Origin of the sequence: Mesorhizobium sp. ES1-6 (genome assembly GCF_020164775.1) — a bacterium.
Taxonomy (GTDB): Bacteria; Pseudomonadota; Alphaproteobacteria; order Rhizobiales; family Rhizobiaceae; genus Mesorhizobium.
On sequence record NZ_JAIUGU010000008.1, the window covers coordinates 180,131 to 194,505 of the forward strand.

The 14,375-nt window shown below is 64.6% G+C and carries 15 protein-coding genes; 5 read left to right on the forward strand and 10 right to left on the reverse strand.

Features of this window, described 5'->3' with window-relative positions; all coding sequences use genetic code 11:
- Nucleotides 1-125 precede the first annotated feature (125 nt).
- Entirely contained in the window at nucleotides 126-758 is a 633-nt protein-coding gene (locus tag LB564_RS20510; RefSeq protein ID WP_224540463.1) for a pyridoxamine 5'-phosphate oxidase family protein, read from the forward strand.
- Between the two features lie 7 nt (nucleotides 759-765).
- Here the strand turns inward: LB564_RS20510 and LB564_RS20515 are convergent, their stop codons facing one another.
- The 3 genes from LB564_RS20515 to ftsE form a co-directional block, all read right to left on the reverse strand.
- Nucleotides 766-1,491 (reverse strand): YdcF family protein, encoded by a 726-nt coding sequence (locus tag LB564_RS20515; protein WP_224540465.1) that lies wholly within the window; start codon nucleotides 1,489-1,491, stop codon nucleotides 766-768.
- A gap of 119 nt (nucleotides 1,492-1,610) precedes the next feature.
- A complete protein-coding gene (locus LB564_RS20520) occupies nucleotides 1,611-2,597 on the reverse strand; it encodes a cell division protein FtsX (protein WP_224540467.1) in 987 nt (328 codons plus the stop codon).
- The gene (ftsE, locus tag LB564_RS20525; RefSeq protein ID WP_027054078.1) at nucleotides 2,590-3,249 is read right to left on the reverse strand and encodes a cell division ATP-binding protein FtsE; all 660 of its coding nucleotides are present in this window, start codon (nucleotides 3,247-3,249) and stop codon (nucleotides 2,590-2,592) included. Before ftsE ends, LB564_RS20520 begins: the two co-directional genes overlap by 8 nt.
- A gap of 190 nt (nucleotides 3,250-3,439) precedes the next feature.
- On the opposite strand from ftsE, the gene LB564_RS20530 reads away from it, so the two are divergent.
- The 3 genes from LB564_RS20530 to LB564_RS20540 all read left to right on the forward strand — a co-directional run bounded on the left by LB564_RS20530 (nucleotide 3,440) and on the right by LB564_RS20540 (nucleotide 5,141).
- Nucleotides 3,440-4,084 carry a hypothetical protein gene (locus LB564_RS20530; protein WP_224540582.1) on the forward strand — a complete coding sequence of 215 codons (645 nt, stop codon included), beginning with the start codon at nucleotides 3,440-3,442 and terminating at the stop codon, nucleotides 4,082-4,084.
- 23 nt (nucleotides 4,085-4,107) lie between these two features.
- Nucleotides 4,108-4,650, forward strand: a complete 543-nt coding sequence (gene hpt / locus LB564_RS20535; RefSeq protein WP_140708446.1) for a hypoxanthine phosphoribosyltransferase — start codon at nucleotides 4,108-4,110, stop codon at nucleotides 4,648-4,650.
- 119 nt (nucleotides 4,651-4,769) lie between these two features.
- Nucleotides 4,770-5,141, forward strand: coding sequence for a response regulator (locus LB564_RS20540; protein ID WP_181173781.1), 372 nt, complete (start codon nucleotides 4,770-4,772; stop codon nucleotides 5,139-5,141).
- Here the strand turns inward: LB564_RS20540 and LB564_RS20545 are convergent, their stop codons facing one another.
- On the reverse strand, nucleotides 5,142-6,089 hold the full coding sequence (locus tag LB564_RS20545; protein WP_224540469.1) for a DMT family transporter: 948 nt from the start codon (nucleotides 6,087-6,089) through the stop codon (nucleotides 5,142-5,144). It lies immediately after the preceding gene.
- A gap of 219 nt (nucleotides 6,090-6,308) precedes the next feature.
- Here LB564_RS20545 and LB564_RS20550 point away from each other — a divergent pair, with 219 nt between their 5' ends.
- Nucleotides 6,309-7,166, forward strand: a complete 858-nt coding sequence (locus LB564_RS20550) for a LysR family transcriptional regulator (RefSeq protein ID WP_224540471.1) — start codon at nucleotides 6,309-6,311, stop codon at nucleotides 7,164-7,166.
- A 2-nt stretch (nucleotides 7,167-7,168) separates the two neighbouring features.
- Here the strand turns inward: LB564_RS20550 and LB564_RS20555 are convergent, their stop codons facing one another.
- The 6 genes from LB564_RS20555 to argH form a co-directional block, all read right to left on the reverse strand.
- On the reverse strand, nucleotides 7,169-7,540 hold the full coding sequence (locus LB564_RS20555) for a glyoxalase superfamily protein (protein WP_140708454.1): 372 nt from the start codon (nucleotides 7,538-7,540) through the stop codon (nucleotides 7,169-7,171).
- A gap of 44 nt (nucleotides 7,541-7,584) precedes the next feature.
- Nucleotides 7,585-10,173, reverse strand: a complete 2,589-nt coding sequence (locus LB564_RS20560; RefSeq protein ID WP_224540474.1) for a TIGR02302 family protein — start codon at nucleotides 10,171-10,173, stop codon at nucleotides 7,585-7,587.
- 213 nt (nucleotides 10,174-10,386) lie between these two features.
- Nucleotides 10,387-11,328 (reverse strand): threonine/serine dehydratase, encoded by a 942-nt coding sequence (locus LB564_RS20565; protein ID WP_224540476.1) that lies wholly within the window; start codon nucleotides 11,326-11,328, stop codon nucleotides 10,387-10,389.
- Between the two features lie 28 nt (nucleotides 11,329-11,356).
- Nucleotides 11,357-12,625, reverse strand: coding sequence for a diaminopimelate decarboxylase (lysA, locus tag LB564_RS20570; RefSeq protein ID WP_224540478.1), 1,269 nt, complete (start codon nucleotides 12,623-12,625; stop codon nucleotides 11,357-11,359).
- A gap of 27 nt (nucleotides 12,626-12,652) precedes the next feature.
- Nucleotides 12,653-12,859 (reverse strand): hypothetical protein, encoded by a 207-nt coding sequence (locus LB564_RS20575; protein ID WP_140708462.1) that lies wholly within the window; start codon nucleotides 12,857-12,859, stop codon nucleotides 12,653-12,655.
- A gap of 93 nt (nucleotides 12,860-12,952) precedes the next feature.
- Nucleotides 12,953-14,353: an argininosuccinate lyase gene (argH, locus tag LB564_RS20580; protein WP_140708464.1), complete on the reverse strand. Its 1,401-nt coding sequence runs from the start codon at nucleotides 14,351-14,353 to the stop codon at nucleotides 12,953-12,955.
- Nucleotides 14,354-14,375: the final 22 nt, after the last annotated feature.

The following is a 14,375-nucleotide window of genomic DNA, read 5'->3' on the forward strand; positions in this document are numbered from 1 at the left end:
ATGACATCTACATTCGCAATATGGAAGGTCGCATATGGGTGGGGTGCAAACGCCGCCAGTGGGCGAGCGATGATTCGCGTCGTCGGAGCTCGGGCTCCGGGGATGTCGCATGCCAGGAGGTTTCGATGAACATGCACGCCTTTGCCAGCGATGTCGCCTTCACGCCGACGATCAAGGCGATCCAGGCGCGCAAGGGTTCGCGCCAGTCCTATGCCCGCGTCGAGGAGCGCGGCGGCTGGCAATCGGCGATCACACCGGACCTTGCCGCTTTCATCGAAATGCAGACCAGCGTCTTCCTGTCGACCGCCAATGGCGATGGTCAGCCCTATATCCAGCACCGTGGCGGGCCTGCCGGCTTTCTCAGGGTGCTGGATGAAAAGACGATCGGCTTCGCGGATTTTCTAGGCAATAAGCAGTTCATCACCCAGGGCAATCTGGCCGACAATCCGAGGGCCTTCCTGTTCCTGATCGATTATATGACGCGCCAGCGCATCAAGATCTGGGGTACGGCCCGTGTCGTCGAGGATGACCCTGAGTTGACGGCGAGGCTGATGCCTCAGGACTACAGAGCGCGGCCGGAGCAGGTCATCCTGTTGACCGTCTCGGCCTGGGATGCCAATTGCCCGCAGCACATACCGCGGCGTTTCGAGGCAGCCGACGTGGCAGCGGCACTTGGCGAGCGCGACCGGCGCATTCAGCACCTCGAGCAGGAGATCGCACGTCTCAAGGGAATCTCGGGGGCTGCCGCCAAGGAATGACGCGGGATCAGCCGCCGGCCGCGGTTTCGGCCAGCGCGATGCCGTCGGGCGTCGGCTTCACCGGCACGATGCCACGTGCCAGCGCCAGCAGATATTTGGTGTATTCGGTGAACAGCACGCGCAACGCCTGCGGCTTGGTCAGCCAGCCGCCATTGTCGAGGTTGGAGTTGACCACCGGATAGGGCTCCAGCTTGGCACCATGCAGCAGTCGGCCCATCTCCAGCAGGCTGCGCGGCATGTGATAGTTGTTGGTGACGAGGATCACCGTGCCATAGGCATGGTTTTCCACCCATTTGGCGCTTTCCTCGGCATTGCCGATCGTGTCGAGCGCGGCGCGATCGATGTCGACGCAGCAGGAAAACAGCTTCTTGTCGCCGCCGGTCGCCGCCTGAAGCTGGCGGCGGCTGGCGGAAGGATGCACACCACTGATCAAGAGCCGCGCGCCCTTGCCGGACGCCAGCAGCTCCATCGCGGCGTCGAGGCGCGATTGCCCGCCGGTGAGCACGATGATGGCATCGGCCTTGGCCGGATTGGTGGGCGTGGCCAGATGGCTGACCTTGTTGGCGAACCAGCCAAAGCCACCGGCAAACAAGGTCGCGAGGATGAGGAGTGATAGAGCGGATATCCGCAGAACGGTCTTTAGACGGCTAATCCGGGGATGGCCGCGCCAACGGGCAACCACCACTGGCATCTGTCCAGCCGTTCCGGTCGAATCCCGCACGTCCATGACCATATGGTTAATCCCGAAATACGGCCTTTGATAGGTGAAAGATGCACTTTGCGTTACGCGAATTCTCCATCCGTGATCGCTCCCTTTTCATCGACGCCGTCTAATGAAGAACGGGCCTCTTTTCATGCGTCGGGCTGGCGAACGTCAATGTCGCTGAGATAGGCGACGACCGTGGCGTGCGAGGTCGCCGCCGTCAGCGCGCCGATTACCAGCACCATCAGGACGACACCCGCGTAACCCGCCGAGCCGATGGCGAAATTGCCGAACAAAGCCGTTGCCTGATCGGCCTGCGGCGTTGCCATGTTGCGCGACGACCACCAGGAAAACACGATGAAGACGAGCACCGCCGCAGCGCCGCCGGCGGCCGCGCCCTTCATGCCGGTGACCAGGAAATGGCGGCGGAATTCGCGCGCGATGAAGGCCGCCTCGGCGCCGACGAAATGCAGCACCTCGATGATATGGCCATTGCCGGCCATGGCGCCACGGGTCGCGAAAACCACCGTCAGCACGGTCGCCGACAGCATCAGGGCCAGAACGGCGATACCGATGGTCACCGTGGTGCGGGCCATGGCCACCAGCCGGTCGACCCAGGTGCGGTGGTCGTCGAGCGATGCGCTCGGCAGTTTCGGCGTGATCGCGGCGCGCATGGCGGCGAAGTCCGGCGGACTGTTCTCGTCGATGGTGACGATGATCAGGCGTGGTACCGGCAGGTCGTCGATGTTGAGGCCCGAGCCCAGCCACGGCTCCAGCAACCTTGCGGTCGCTTCGCGGTCGATGATCCGGGTCGACTTCACGCCGGGAAATTCGCCTGCGATCTGCGAGGCCTGGGTAAGCGTTGCCTCCATGTCGAGGCCGTCGGCCGGCTTGATCTGGATCGTCGCCTCGCGCGAGATCTGGTTCTCCCACACCGAGGCGGTGTCGCGCACCAGCGTCACCGCGCCGAAGGTCAGGCAGGACAGGAAGGTCATGATGGCGATGACCAGCACCAAAGCGCGACCGGCAATGTTCTGCGCCGGCACGATCGGCGCCATGCGGCGTTGTGCGCGCGGCCTTGCCTCCACCGCCTCGGCGTCCTGCTCTTCGAAATGGTCGGCGGACAGGTCAGTCATAGATATCCAGCCTTCCGCCGGCCAGGATCATGCGGCGCGCGTCGACCTGTTCCATCAGGCCAAGATCGTGGGTCGCGATCACCACAGCGGTGCCGAGGCGATTGAGCTCGATGAACAGCCTGAGCAGGCGCCGCGCCAGCGGTGGGTCGACATTGCCGGTCGGCTCGTCGGCGAGCAGGATCTCGGGCTGCTCGATGAGCGCGCGTGCGATCGCGGCGCGCTGCTTCTCGCCGCCCGACAGCACCGGCGGCAGCACATGCATGCGCTCGCCCAGCCCCACCCATTTCAACAGCTCGGTGACGTCGGTGCGGTAGCTCGTTTCCTCGCGCCCGCGCACGCGCAGCGGCAGCGCGACGTTTTCGTAGGTGGTCATGTGGTCGAGCAGGCGAAAATCCTGGAACACCACGCCGATGCGGCGGCGCAGGTGCGGCAGTTCGGTGCGTGAGATGCGCGAGCGGTCCTTGCCGAAGATGGTGATCAGTCCGCGCGTCGGCTTCAGCGACATGAACAAAAGGCGCAGCAACGTCGTCTTGCCGGCGCCGGAAGGCCCGCTCAGGAACTGGAAGGAGCGCTCCGGTATGTGCAGGGAGATGTCGCGGAGGATTTCCGGACCCATGCCATAGCGGAGGCCGACATTTTCAAAGCGAATCAATTTCGACGACCTGAGATTCCGGGTGGCGGCGAGCCAGCCTGTTCTGGAAAAAGACCATCGGCCCGCATGGTTAACCGGCGGTTAATTCCTGGGTTGTTTCGGCTCTTCACGAGGGCTCCGGTGGGGAAGCGTTAACCATTTGTGTTTACGCAAAAGAAACGAAAAGCGAACGTGCTGCAATGCTGGGGCCATCATGGCTGAGGGACGAACCGCGCGCCCGGTTTCCGGCGAAATCATGACCGAACCGTCGGCAATTGCCATGGCGGAGCGGATCGTGCGCGGTCCGGCGGTCGATGTCATCGACGCGGACTATGTCGTGATGTCGCGGCCCGTCCCGCCGGTGGAAAACGCTTCGCCACCGCCGCGCCAGATTGTCACTCCTCCCATCGAGGGCATGGACATGCTGCGCAAGCCGGAAGCGCCGGCGGAGAGGCCGCCGGCCTCGCGCGGCGGTCCGATCTTCTGGATCGCCGGCGTCGGTGCCGCCCTTGCCGCCTTCTGGGTCTCGGGCGGCCATGCGCTGGTGCGCCAGGCACCGTTCCTGGGCGGCGCGCAAGCGTCGGCGCTGACCATTTCAGGCGTCACCTCCCGCGTCGACGCCTCGGGCCCTAAGCCGGTGCTGTTCGTCGATGGCGAGGCCGCCAATGACGGAACCGGCCTCGCGACCATGCCGCCGCTCGAAATCCGGGTGACGGGCAATGACGGGCAAACAATCCGCTATACGTTGGGGACATCCGGCCGTTCGCTGGCATCGGGCGAAAGATTCGGCTTTGCCAGCCGGCTCGACGTGCCTAAGAACGGGGTCAAGACCGTTTTGGTCACTTTCGCCGAGTAGGCGACCACTGGGGAAGACCAGCAATGCCCATCGTACGCGACAAGGACATCGAAGTCCTGTTTTCCGCGTCGGCGATCGCGCGCCGCAATCTCGAACTCGCCAAGGAGATCGCCGAACACGATTACCATGATCTGCTGGTGATTTCGGTGCTGAAAGGCTCGTTCATCTTCGCCGCCGATCTGATCCGCGCCATGCACGATGTCGGCCTGTCGCCGGAAGTCGAGTTCATCTTCATCTCCAGCTATGGCGCCGGCACCACCAGCGGCGAGGTGAGGGTGCTGCGCGACATCGACAACGAGGTTGCCGGCCGTGATGTGCTGTTGATCGACGACATCCTCGAATCGGGCAAGACGCTGAGCTTCACCCGCGACCTGATGCTGTCGCGCGGCGCGAAAAGCTGCTCCATCGCCGTGCTGCTCGACAAGCGCATGCGCCGCCAGACCGCGCTCAACGCCGACTATGTCGGCTTCGACTGCCCCGACTATTTCGTCGTCGGCTACGGCATGGACGTCGCGCACGCCTTCCGGGAATTGCCGTTCGTGGGTGTCGTGAAAGGCGATGTGTGAGGCCAGCACTCCGCACCGGTGAATGCTGAAAAAGGCCTTAACGGTTTCAGGAAAATTAGCCTGGCCTAGCGCCGCGGTTTTCAGGAAAAGTCAACTTTTGGCCGCCAAGAATGCCGGCCATGGCAAAGCTTCTGATCGTCGAGGACGATGAGTCCGTCCGTACCCTCGCAGCCCGCGCGCTCGAACGCGCCGGCCACGCAATCGATATCGCCGCCGACGGCGCCCAGGGGCTTTCGCTGATCCGGGCCGCGAACGGCGGATACGATCTCGTCGTCTCCGATATCCGCATGCCCGAGATGGACGGCATCGAGATGGCGATTGCGGCCGCAGCACTTTTCCCGGCGATGAAGATCATGCTGATGACCGGCTATGCCGACCAGCGCGAGCGCGCCGAGGAGTTGAACGGAATCATCCTCGATGTCGTGCAAAAACCCTTCACGCTGGCCGAGATCCGTTCGCGTGTCGAGCAGGCGCTGATCTGCTTCGCCTGATCAGGCCGGATCCCTGGCGACAAGCACGGGTGCCGCGCTCCCGCGCCGCCCAGTGTTGAGCGCCAGCAGACCGGCGCCTATGATGAGGGCCGCACCGATCACCGTCGTCGACCTGGGCACCTCGGCAAAGAACAGGAAGCCCCACAACGGCGACCACAGGATGCCAGTATATTCGAAAGTGGCGACGCGGTTGGCCGGCGCCAGCCGGTAGCCCTGCGAGAGCAGGATCATGCCCGCGGAGGCGACGAAACCGCACGCCGCCATCTTCAGGAAATCCGGCGGTGTCGGCCAGATCCACGGCCTCACCAGGAATTCGAGGCTGGGGTGGACGGCGTGAGTTATGCCGGCAAGATGGAACGAGCCGGCGACCACGGCGGCGCCGACCAGATAGGCGCCGTTCTGATAGAAGGCCATGACGGTGGACGATTCGGTGTCGCCGATCTTGCGGGCCATCACTTGCGAGAAGCCGTAAAGCGCCGCCGCGCCCAGCGACAGCAAGGCCGCCCAATCGAACAGCCCGGCGCCTGGACGCACCATCACGACCACGCCGAGCAGTCCAATCAGCACGGTCGCCAGCGTCCGCCAGGAGACGCGTTCGCCAAGATACGGCCCGGCAAGTGCCATGATGAACAACGGCGCCATGAAATAGAGCGCCACGGCGTCGGCCAGCGGCAGGGCGGCGATGGCCAGATAATACACCGTGTAGGAGGTGAACTGGATGAAGGCGCGTATCGTCAGCAGGCCGAAGCGCCGCGACAGGATGGCCGGCAGCCCGACGTCGGCGTGGACGAGAAGGATCAGGATCGGCAAGGCGACGATCGAACGGATCGCCATCACCTCGGTCACCGGATAGCCGCTCGACACGGCTTTGACGAGCGGATCCTGCAACGAGAACACCAGCACGCCCAGGCACAGGCTCAGGACGCCGCGCACCATCCTATCCTGCATGCGTTCAGGCTCCCGTGCGTACGATCCGGCGAACGTCTCCAGATCAAAAAGAACCCGCCACCGTTTCGGGTAGCGGGCACGAGTGAGGACTCTTTGATTGGTCCGCGGCCGATTTCGCGGTCGCATATCCAATGGGTGCGGCAACTATCCACTGGCGTTTGACATGTTGCAAACGAATTGGAATGATGCCAGCAATCAGATTTTCTTATGGCGGACTCCATGCGCCCAACCCTCGACAGCGATCTCCTGCGCACCTTCGTGGCCATCGCCGAAGCCGGCAATTTCACCAGGGCGGCCGAGCAGGCCGGCCGCACCCAATCGGCCGTGTCGATGCAGATGAAGAAGCTCGAAGAGTTGGTCGGCGACAGCCTGTTCGAGCGCGGCTCGCGCGGCGTGGCACTGACGCGGCGCGGCGGCGAACTGATCGTCAATGCCCGCCGCATCGTCGCGCTGCTCGACGAGACGGCTGCATCGATGGCGGCGGCGCCGCTGGGCGGGCCGGTGCGCATCGGTATTCCCGAGGAATACGGCCACGCCATCCTGTCGCGCGCGCTCGGCGCATTCGCCAAGCGCCACACCAAGGTCGAGGTCACCGTGCGGTACGCGCATTCGGAGGCGCAGATCGCCGCGCTCGCCGCCGGCGAACTCGATCTCTGCGTGGTGTTCGAATGGCAGGATCCTTTGGGCGGCGAAGTGCTGATGCACGACCCGACCGTCTGGGTGACGTCGGCACTGCACCGTATGCACGAGGAGCGTCCCGTGCCCATCGCGCTCTACAACCGGGTCAGTTGGTGCAAGGACTTCGCCATCAGGTCCCTGGAACAACGCGGGCTTGCCTATCGTGTCGCTTATTCCAGCGACACCACCGGCGGCCTGAAGCTTGCCGTCACCTCGGGACTGGCGATCGCGCCGATCTCGCGCAGCAACATTCCGGACGGTTACCGGGAGCTCACCCCCGCCGACGGGTTCGGCGATATCGATTCCTCGAATGTGGTGATGCACCGCAACCCGAATGCGTCAGGGGAAGCGATCGATGGCATGCAGGAAGCGATCCGCGAGGCATTTGTCAACCGGTAGGGTCAGTCCCCCGCATCCTCATAGAAAGTCAGGCTATTGCCGAACGGATCGCCGACCGTGACCTCCCTGGTCTTCCAGGGTGTCTGCTCCAAACCCGGCCTGGCAAAGCGGTATTTCCTGGCGGTCAACTCGTGGTGCAGCCCAGCAATGTCGGCCGTCTCGATCCGGATGTGAGAGCCCGGCGTGCCGTCGCCATGATGTTCGCTCAGATGCAGGACACAGCCGTCGCGGGCGACGGCTGTGTAAAGCGGTGCGCCGTCGTCGAAGCGATGTTCCCACTGCACCTCGAATCCCAGAAATCCGACGTAGAATTCATGCGCCTTGGCAATATCGAAGATGCGCAGGATGGGCGTGACAGGACCAAGTTTCGGCATGGTGTTGCAACCGTTCGGGAGTAGCGGATGGGGGACGGCGATCGCTACTTCAGCTCCAGCAGCCGTTCCAGATAGCTGCGCTCGATATCGGGGCTGAGCGCGTTGCCCAGCCGCTTGCGGATCGCTTCCAGGATCTGGCGCGCGCGCTGGACGTCGATCTCGTCGGGCACTTTCACCGAGTCGCCGAAATCAGGACCCTGGCTGGCGCGCGGCCGGCCGAGCGGGTCGCGATCGGCGTCCTGCTGGCGGCCGCCTTGCTGGCTGCCGCCCTGGTCGCCCTGCATGGCCTGCATCTGCTTCATCATGTCCTTGGCGCCCTTGCGCAGCGCCTCGAGCGCCCGGCCCTGGTGGCCGACGGCTTCGTCGCCCTGGCCCTCGCCAAGCGCCTGTTCGGCGCTGCCCATGGATTTGCCGGCCTCGCCAAATCCTTCATTGGGTTCCATGCCCATGCCTTCGAGGCCTTTCTTCAGCTGCTCGAGATCGCCTTTCAGCTGGCCCTGGCCTTCCTGCAGCTGCTTCAGCGCATCGGCGAATTCCTGCGGCGTCATCGGCTTTGGTTCGCCATTCTCGCCAGGCTTGCCGTTTTCGCCCGATTGGCCTTGCTCACCGTTCTGGCCAAGTTGCTCGTCGCGATTCTGGCCACGCTGGCGCTCGCCGCGCTGCATCTGGTCCATGCGGAAGGTGTCGTTCATCATTTCCTGCTGGCGCCGCAGGATCTCGCCGAGCTTGTCCATCTGCTGGCGCATCTGGCTGTCCTGCTCACCGCCCTGCTGCTGGCGGCCGGCCTGGAGGTTATTCATCATGTCTTGCAGTTGCGACAGCAATTGCTGGGCCTTGTCGCGATCGCCCGATTTCGCCAGGTTCTCGATCTGGTCCATCATGCGGTCGATGTCGCTCTGGCGCAGTTCCTGGCCATTCTGCTGCATCTGTGGTGCATTCGGGTTCTGCTTGGCGCGTTCGGCGAATTCCTGCAGGAACTGGTTCATCGCCTCGCGCAGTTCCTTCATCGCCTTCTCGATCTCGGCGTCGCTGGCGCCGTTCTTGATGGCATCCTGCAGCGCCTGCTGCGCCTGGCGCAGCCGCTTTTCGGCCGCCGACAGGTTGCCCTCCTCGATGCCGAGCGCGATTTCCCAGAGATAGGCAACCTCGCCGCGCAACTGATCGTCATTCCCGGCCAGTTTCAGCCGGCTCATCGCGCTCATGATGGCGAGATAATGGGACATATTGTCGAACGTATCTTCCGGCCGCAGCGTGATGGCATCCATCAGGTCGAGCACGCGCGGCTTGGCGTTGGCGTCGAGCGCCAGCAGGCGGCGCTGTTCGATCACCGCGCGCGCCAGCGGGTTGGCGAACGGGCGCTCGGGCATTACGAGCGTCTTGGTCTCGCTGGACGCGGTGTGTCCGGCGTCGTCGGTGGCGACGAGCGTCAGCTTGATGCTGCTGCCGGCCCAGACATGCTCGGTCAGGTCCTTGGTGGTCTTGGCGGCGTTCGACTTGCCGCCACGGCGCGGCAGCGACAGCGGCATCTCGGGCGGGCCATAGAGCGGATGAGCACCTGGCGCCTGCGGATCGGCCAGCGCGAAGACCGCCTTGGCGGTGGCGGCGCCGTAGTCGTCGTCGATCTGGTAGTTGAGCTCGAAGGCGCCGTTGGCGGCGCGCTTGGGCTCGCCGACGAAGCGGATTTGCGGGGGCTTGTCCGGCAGCACGGCGAAGGCCCAGCGGCCAAGCTGATCGTCGCCCGATTTCAGCGTCAGCGTGCCGTCGCCAGTCAGCTTGCCGGTGAATTGGCGCACATTGGACGGTGTCGGGCTTGCGGCCGGCTTGGCCGTGGCGGCGGCTTGCGGGACGGACGGGTCGATGGCGCGTGCGTTGCCGTCCTTGTCTGCATAGGAAAGCGTTTCTTCCCCCGATCCACCGGTCACGCGTAGCGACACATCGCTGCCTTCCGGAATGGTGAAGGTCGGCGTCGCCTGGTTGGCATCGGCGGTCAGGAAAACCGGCGGCTTGCCGGTATAGGCCGGCGGCGTCACCCAGGCGTCGATGCGCGGCGGCAGGATGTCGAGCCTGCCGTGCGCGCTGAACCCATCGCTCAGCCGGCCACCGGTCGGCCCGAAGGAGAAGGCGAAGGCGGTGACGAGCAGCAGCGCCGCCACGGCGCGCAGTCCCCAGGGGTCGCGCTCGGGCACGCGCGTGCGCGGCAGGTCGGCGCCGAGACTGTCGAGTTTTCCAGCCATGCGCTTCTGATGCTCGCGCCAGAGCGCCTGCGAGAAACTGCTTTCCTGGCCGCTGGGCCGGTCGCCCTGCACCTGTACGGGGCTGTGCAGCAGTTTGTTGGCGGCCTCGATGCGGCGATCGATCTCGGCCGCGGCAGGCACGCGGAAAAAGCGCAGCGGATAGAGCGTGGCCAGCCCTGCGAGGCCGAACAGGGCGACGAGGCCGATGCGCACGACATCCGGCAGCCGGGGGAAAATGCCGAACCAGGAGGCGCTGAGGAAGAGAGCGACGACAATGATGAGCGGGAGCAGCAGCGGCCAGCCACGCTCGACCGTCATCGAGACCCGCGTCGCCAGCCGGCTCAAGGCAAGGCGTCCGGCCAGGCCGCGGTCGTTGCTGAAGATGGGTCGTTGCGTCATCGGCCCTTCCCAGAGCCGGTTCCATCCCGAAACCCTGGGATGGGGCTCTATCTTTTCTGGGCATGATCCGTTCCCGTAAACGGGATACCATTTTTCGGGATCATGCCGTAGGGCGGGCAGGATAGCCCAAACCCCGCGACTCGAAGAATACCAGCAAACACGGCAAAGGCGAGGCGGTTTGAAAAAACGTGAAGCCGGCCGCAATGGTTGCGATCAGAAATTGGCGGGGTTTGCGTTGGCGCCGCAGACCAGCACGGCCACCCGTTCGCCCGGCGCCGGCGCGTAGCGGCCGGACAGGATCGCGGCGAAGGCCGCGGCACCACCCGGCTCCGAGATGATGCGCACGCGGTTCCAGAGCGCCTTCTGGGCGGCGATGATGTCGTCGTCGCTGACCAGGATGGAGCGTTCCACGAAGGCCTCGGCGATCGGGAACATCATTTCGCCGACGCGCTTTGGCGCCAGCGAATCGGCGGCGATGCCTTCGGCCGGCGCGTCGACAGGATGGCCGGCCTCGAAGGCGCGATGAAGCGTCGGCGCGCCCTCGGGTTCGATGGCGACGATGCGGATGCGGCCGGCATACCAGGCGGCGATGCCGCCGATCAGGCCGCCACCGCCGACGGCGACCAGCAGCGTGTCGATCTCAGGCAGGTCGTTCTCGATCTCGAGCCCAAGCGTGCCCTGGCCGACCAGCGTTTCCTGCTGGTTGAAGGCGTGGATCTGCAAAGCTCCGGTTTCCTCGGCGAAACGCTCGCTGGCGGCCAGCGCCTCGGCATAGCGGGCGCCGCCGACGACGAGGTCGGCGCCATAGCCGCGAATGCGGTCCAGCTTGGCCTGCGGGCTCACTTCAGGAACGAAGATGGTCGCCTTATGGCCAAGCCGCATGGCGGCATAGGCGACGGCGGCGCCATGGTTGCCGCCAGACGCGGCGACGACGCCGGCCTCGGGAACCGGCCGCTCCAGGAGATTGGTGAAGGCGCCGCGCGCCTTGAACGAGCCGGAATGCTGCAGGCATTCGAGCTTGAGATCGACCGCCAGAGGCGGGCAATCGAAATCGGCCATGTCGACGCGCAGCACCGGCGTGTGCCTGATATAGGGGCGGATGCGCGGTTCCATCGCGGCAATGCGCTCGCGTGTGACGGGACTGCCGTGCGGCATGACTTTCTCCTCGTGTAGAGATACCGGCTTATGCCAGCCAGTCTGGCATCGAATCCAGCCCGATCAAATCGTCATAGGTCAGCCGCGGACGCACGATATGGAAACGGTCGCCGTCGACCAGCACCTCGGGTACCAGCAGGCGGGTGTTGTAGGTGCCGGCCTGGACCGCGCCATAGGCACCGGCGGTGGAAACGGCGACGAGATCGCCGGCCTTCAGTCTCGGCAGGTCGCGGTCGAGGCCGAGATAGTCGCCGGTCTCGCAGACTTGGCCGACCACATCGACCATCATGCGCGGCGTGTCGGCCGGTGGCTGCACGACCGGCCTGATCTCGTGGAAGGCATCGTAGAGCGTCGGCCGAATCAGGTCGTTCATGGCGGCGTCGACGACGAGGAAGTTCTTGGCGTCGCCTTCCTTCACGAAAATGACTTCCGAGACCAGGATGCCGGCATTGCCAACGATCAGCCGGCCCGGCTCGAACATCACCTTCATACCCAGCTTGGTGACATGCTTGCGCACGATCTGCGCATAGGCGTCGGGCAAGGGGGGCGGGTTGTTGTCGACGCGGTAGGGGATACCGAGGCCGCCGCCGAGATCGACATGGTCGATGGCATGGCCGTCGGCGCGCAACGCACCGACCAGGTCGACCAGCAAGGCGAAAGCGTCGTCGAAAGGCTGCAGTTCCGTGATCTGGCTGCCGATATGGGTGTCGATGCCGGTGATCTTGATACCCGGGAGCGTTGCCGCACGGGCATAGACCTGGCGCGCCCGCTGCCACGGAATGCCGAACTTGTTCTCGGCCTTGCCGGTTGAGATCTTCTTGTGGGTCCTGGCGTCGACATCGGGATTGATGCGCAGCGACACCGGCGCCACCTTGCCGAGCGTCGAGGCGCGGGCCGAGAGCAACTCGAGCTCCGGCTCGGATTCGACGTTGAAGCAGAGGATGCCGGCCTCGAGCGCGAAGTCCATTTCGCGCGCCGTCTTGCCGACACCCGAGAACAGGATCTTGCCGGCCGGGACGCCGGCGGCCAGTGCCCGGCGCAATTCGCCTTCCGAGACCACGTCGGCGCCGGCGCCAAGCTTGGCCAGGGTGCGCAGCACCGCCTGGTTGGAATTGGCCTTCATGGCGTAGCAGACCAGCGTGTCGAGACCGGCAAAGGCCTTGGTGAAGACACGGTAGTGTCTGGTCAGGGTCGCCGTCGAATAGCAGTAGAACGGCGTGCCGACCCGCGCGGCGATATCAGGGATTGCCACGTCCTCGGCATGCAGCACGCCGTCGCGGTAGTCGAAATGGTTCACGAGAGTGGTTCCGGAAGTTGGCGGGCGCTAGATCAGCGGGTCGAGGATGAACTTCTTGTCCACGACCGGTTTTTCCGGTTCCGGCGGCACCGGCTGGTGGGCCTTTTCGGCGTCCTTGCGCGCCTGGACGGCAGCCTCGTAGGGGGTGTCGAGACCAGCCTTGCGGCCGCAGGCGGTCACAGCGGCCATCGCAGCCAGAAGCGTCAGCGTCACCAAAATCCTGCTTCCGGTCATCGATCCATCCGTCCGAAACTTTTGCCAGCCGCCGCTTTTAGCCGAGTTCTCGGCGTATTGCACCCCGGATATTGCCGATCGCAATATCGGGCATTAGGCCTTGGCGATACGCTTTTTCCAGGCGCGGATCTGCTTCCTCACTTCCGACGGCGCGGTGCCGCCGAAGCTGGTGCGGCTCTTGACCGAATTCTGCACGGCCAGCACCGAGAAAATGTCTGGCGTGATGCCTGGGTTGATCGATTGCAGATCCTCCAGCGAAAGCTTCTCCAGGCTCACCCTCTTGTCTTCGGCCAGCGCCACCGCGCGGCCGGTGACATGATGCGCCTCGCGGAATGGCAGGCCGAGCGTGCGCACCAGCCAGTCGGCGAGGTCGGTGGCGGTGGCGTGGCCGGAGCCGGCGGCCTTCTTCATCGCCGCCGCATTGACCGTCATGTCCGAGACCATGCCGGTCGTCGCGGCCAGCATCAGGTCGAGCGTCTCGGCGGCGTCGAAGACCGATTCCTTGTCTTCCTGCATATCCTTGCCATAGGTCAAAGGCATGCCCTTCATCACCGTCAGCAGGCCGACCAGATGGCCGTTGACGCGGCCAGTCTTGCCGCGCACCAGTTCGGCGGCGTCCGGGTTCTTCTTCTGCGGCATGATCGAGGAGCCGGTGGAAAAACTATCCGACAGCCTGATGAAGCCGAATTGCGGCGTCGACCAGATGATGATTTCCTCGGCCAGCCGCGACAGGTGCGTGGCGCAGATCGCGGCCATGGCGAGGAATTCCAGCGCGAAATCGCGGTCGGAGACGCTGTCCAGCGAATTGCGCATCGGCTCGCGGAAGCCAAGCGCCTTGGCGGTCGCATGACGGTCGATCGGGAAGCTGGTGCCGGCGAGGGCGGCAGCACCCAGCGGGCTCTCGTCCATCCGTTCGATGGCGTCCCGGACGCGCGAGAGGTCGCGCGAGAACATTTCGACATAGGCCATGCAATGGTGGCCGAAAGTCACCGGCTGGGCCGCCTGCATATGGGTGAAGCCCGGCATCACGGTTGCCGCATGTTCCTCGGCCCGTTCCAGCAGGGCCTGGATCAGCCCTTTCAGGGCTTCGGCGACGCGAAAGCACTCGTCCTTGACCCAGAGCCTCAGATCGACAGCCACCTGGTCGTTGCGCGAGCGGGCGGTGTGAAGCCGGCCGGCAGAAGGACCGATCAGGTCGGCGAGGCGGGCCTCGACATTCATGTGGATGTCTTCCAGCTTCGTCGAAAACTCGAAGCTGCCGGCTTCGATCTCTTTCAGGATCGTGTTCAGCCCGTGCGCGATTTTTTCTTGATCGGCCGCCGAAATAATGCCCGTTTGCGCCAGCATCTCGCTATGGGCGATCGAGCCTCTTATGTCCTGGGCATAGAGTTTGCGGTCGAACGAGATCGACGCGTTGATCGCTTCCATGATCGCGGCCGGACCCGAGGCAAATCGTCCGCCCCACATCTGGTTGCTGGTCTTCTTGTCGCTCATGGCTATAACCCGTGCTTCGGAG

What these genes read in the sequence shown, in the direction of transcription:
- LB564_RS20510 (WP_224540463.1), top strand. Translation starts at nt 126, where the DNA reads ATGAACATGCACGCCTTTGCCAGCGATGTCGCCTTCACGCCGACGATC.
- LB564_RS20515 (WP_224540465.1), bottom strand. Translation starts at nt 1,491, where the DNA reads ATGGTCATGGACGTGCGGGATTCGACCGGAACGGCTGGACAGATGCCA.
- LB564_RS20520 (WP_224540467.1), bottom strand. Translation starts at nt 2,597, where the DNA reads ATGACTGACCTGTCCGCCGACCATTTCGAAGAGCAGGACGCCGAGGCG.
- hpt (WP_140708446.1), top strand. Translation starts at nt 4,108, where the DNA reads ATGCCCATCGTACGCGACAAGGACATCGAAGTCCTGTTTTCCGCGTCG.
- LB564_RS20540 (WP_181173781.1), top strand. Translation starts at nt 4,770, where the DNA reads ATGGCAAAGCTTCTGATCGTCGAGGACGATGAGTCCGTCCGTACCCTC.
- LB564_RS20545 (WP_224540469.1), bottom strand. Translation starts at nt 6,089, where the DNA reads ATGCAGGATAGGATGGTGCGCGGCGTCCTGAGCCTGTGCCTGGGCGTG.
- LB564_RS20550 (WP_224540471.1), top strand. Translation starts at nt 6,309, where the DNA reads ATGCGCCCAACCCTCGACAGCGATCTCCTGCGCACCTTCGTGGCCATC.
- LB564_RS20555 (WP_140708454.1), bottom strand. Translation starts at nt 7,540, where the DNA reads ATGCCGAAACTTGGTCCTGTCACGCCCATCCTGCGCATCTTCGATATT.
- LB564_RS20560 (WP_224540474.1), bottom strand. Translation starts at nt 10,173, where the DNA reads ATGACGCAACGACCCATCTTCAGCAACGACCGCGGCCTGGCCGGACGC.
- LB564_RS20565 (WP_224540476.1), bottom strand. Translation starts at nt 11,328, where the DNA reads ATGCCGCACGGCAGTCCCGTCACACGCGAGCGCATTGCCGCGATGGAA.
- LB564_RS20575 (WP_140708462.1), bottom strand. Translation starts at nt 12,859, where the DNA reads ATGACCGGAAGCAGGATTTTGGTGACGCTGACGCTTCTGGCTGCGATG.
- argH (WP_140708464.1), bottom strand. Translation starts at nt 14,353, where the DNA reads ATGAGCGACAAGAAGACCAGCAACCAGATGTGGGGCGGACGATTTGCC.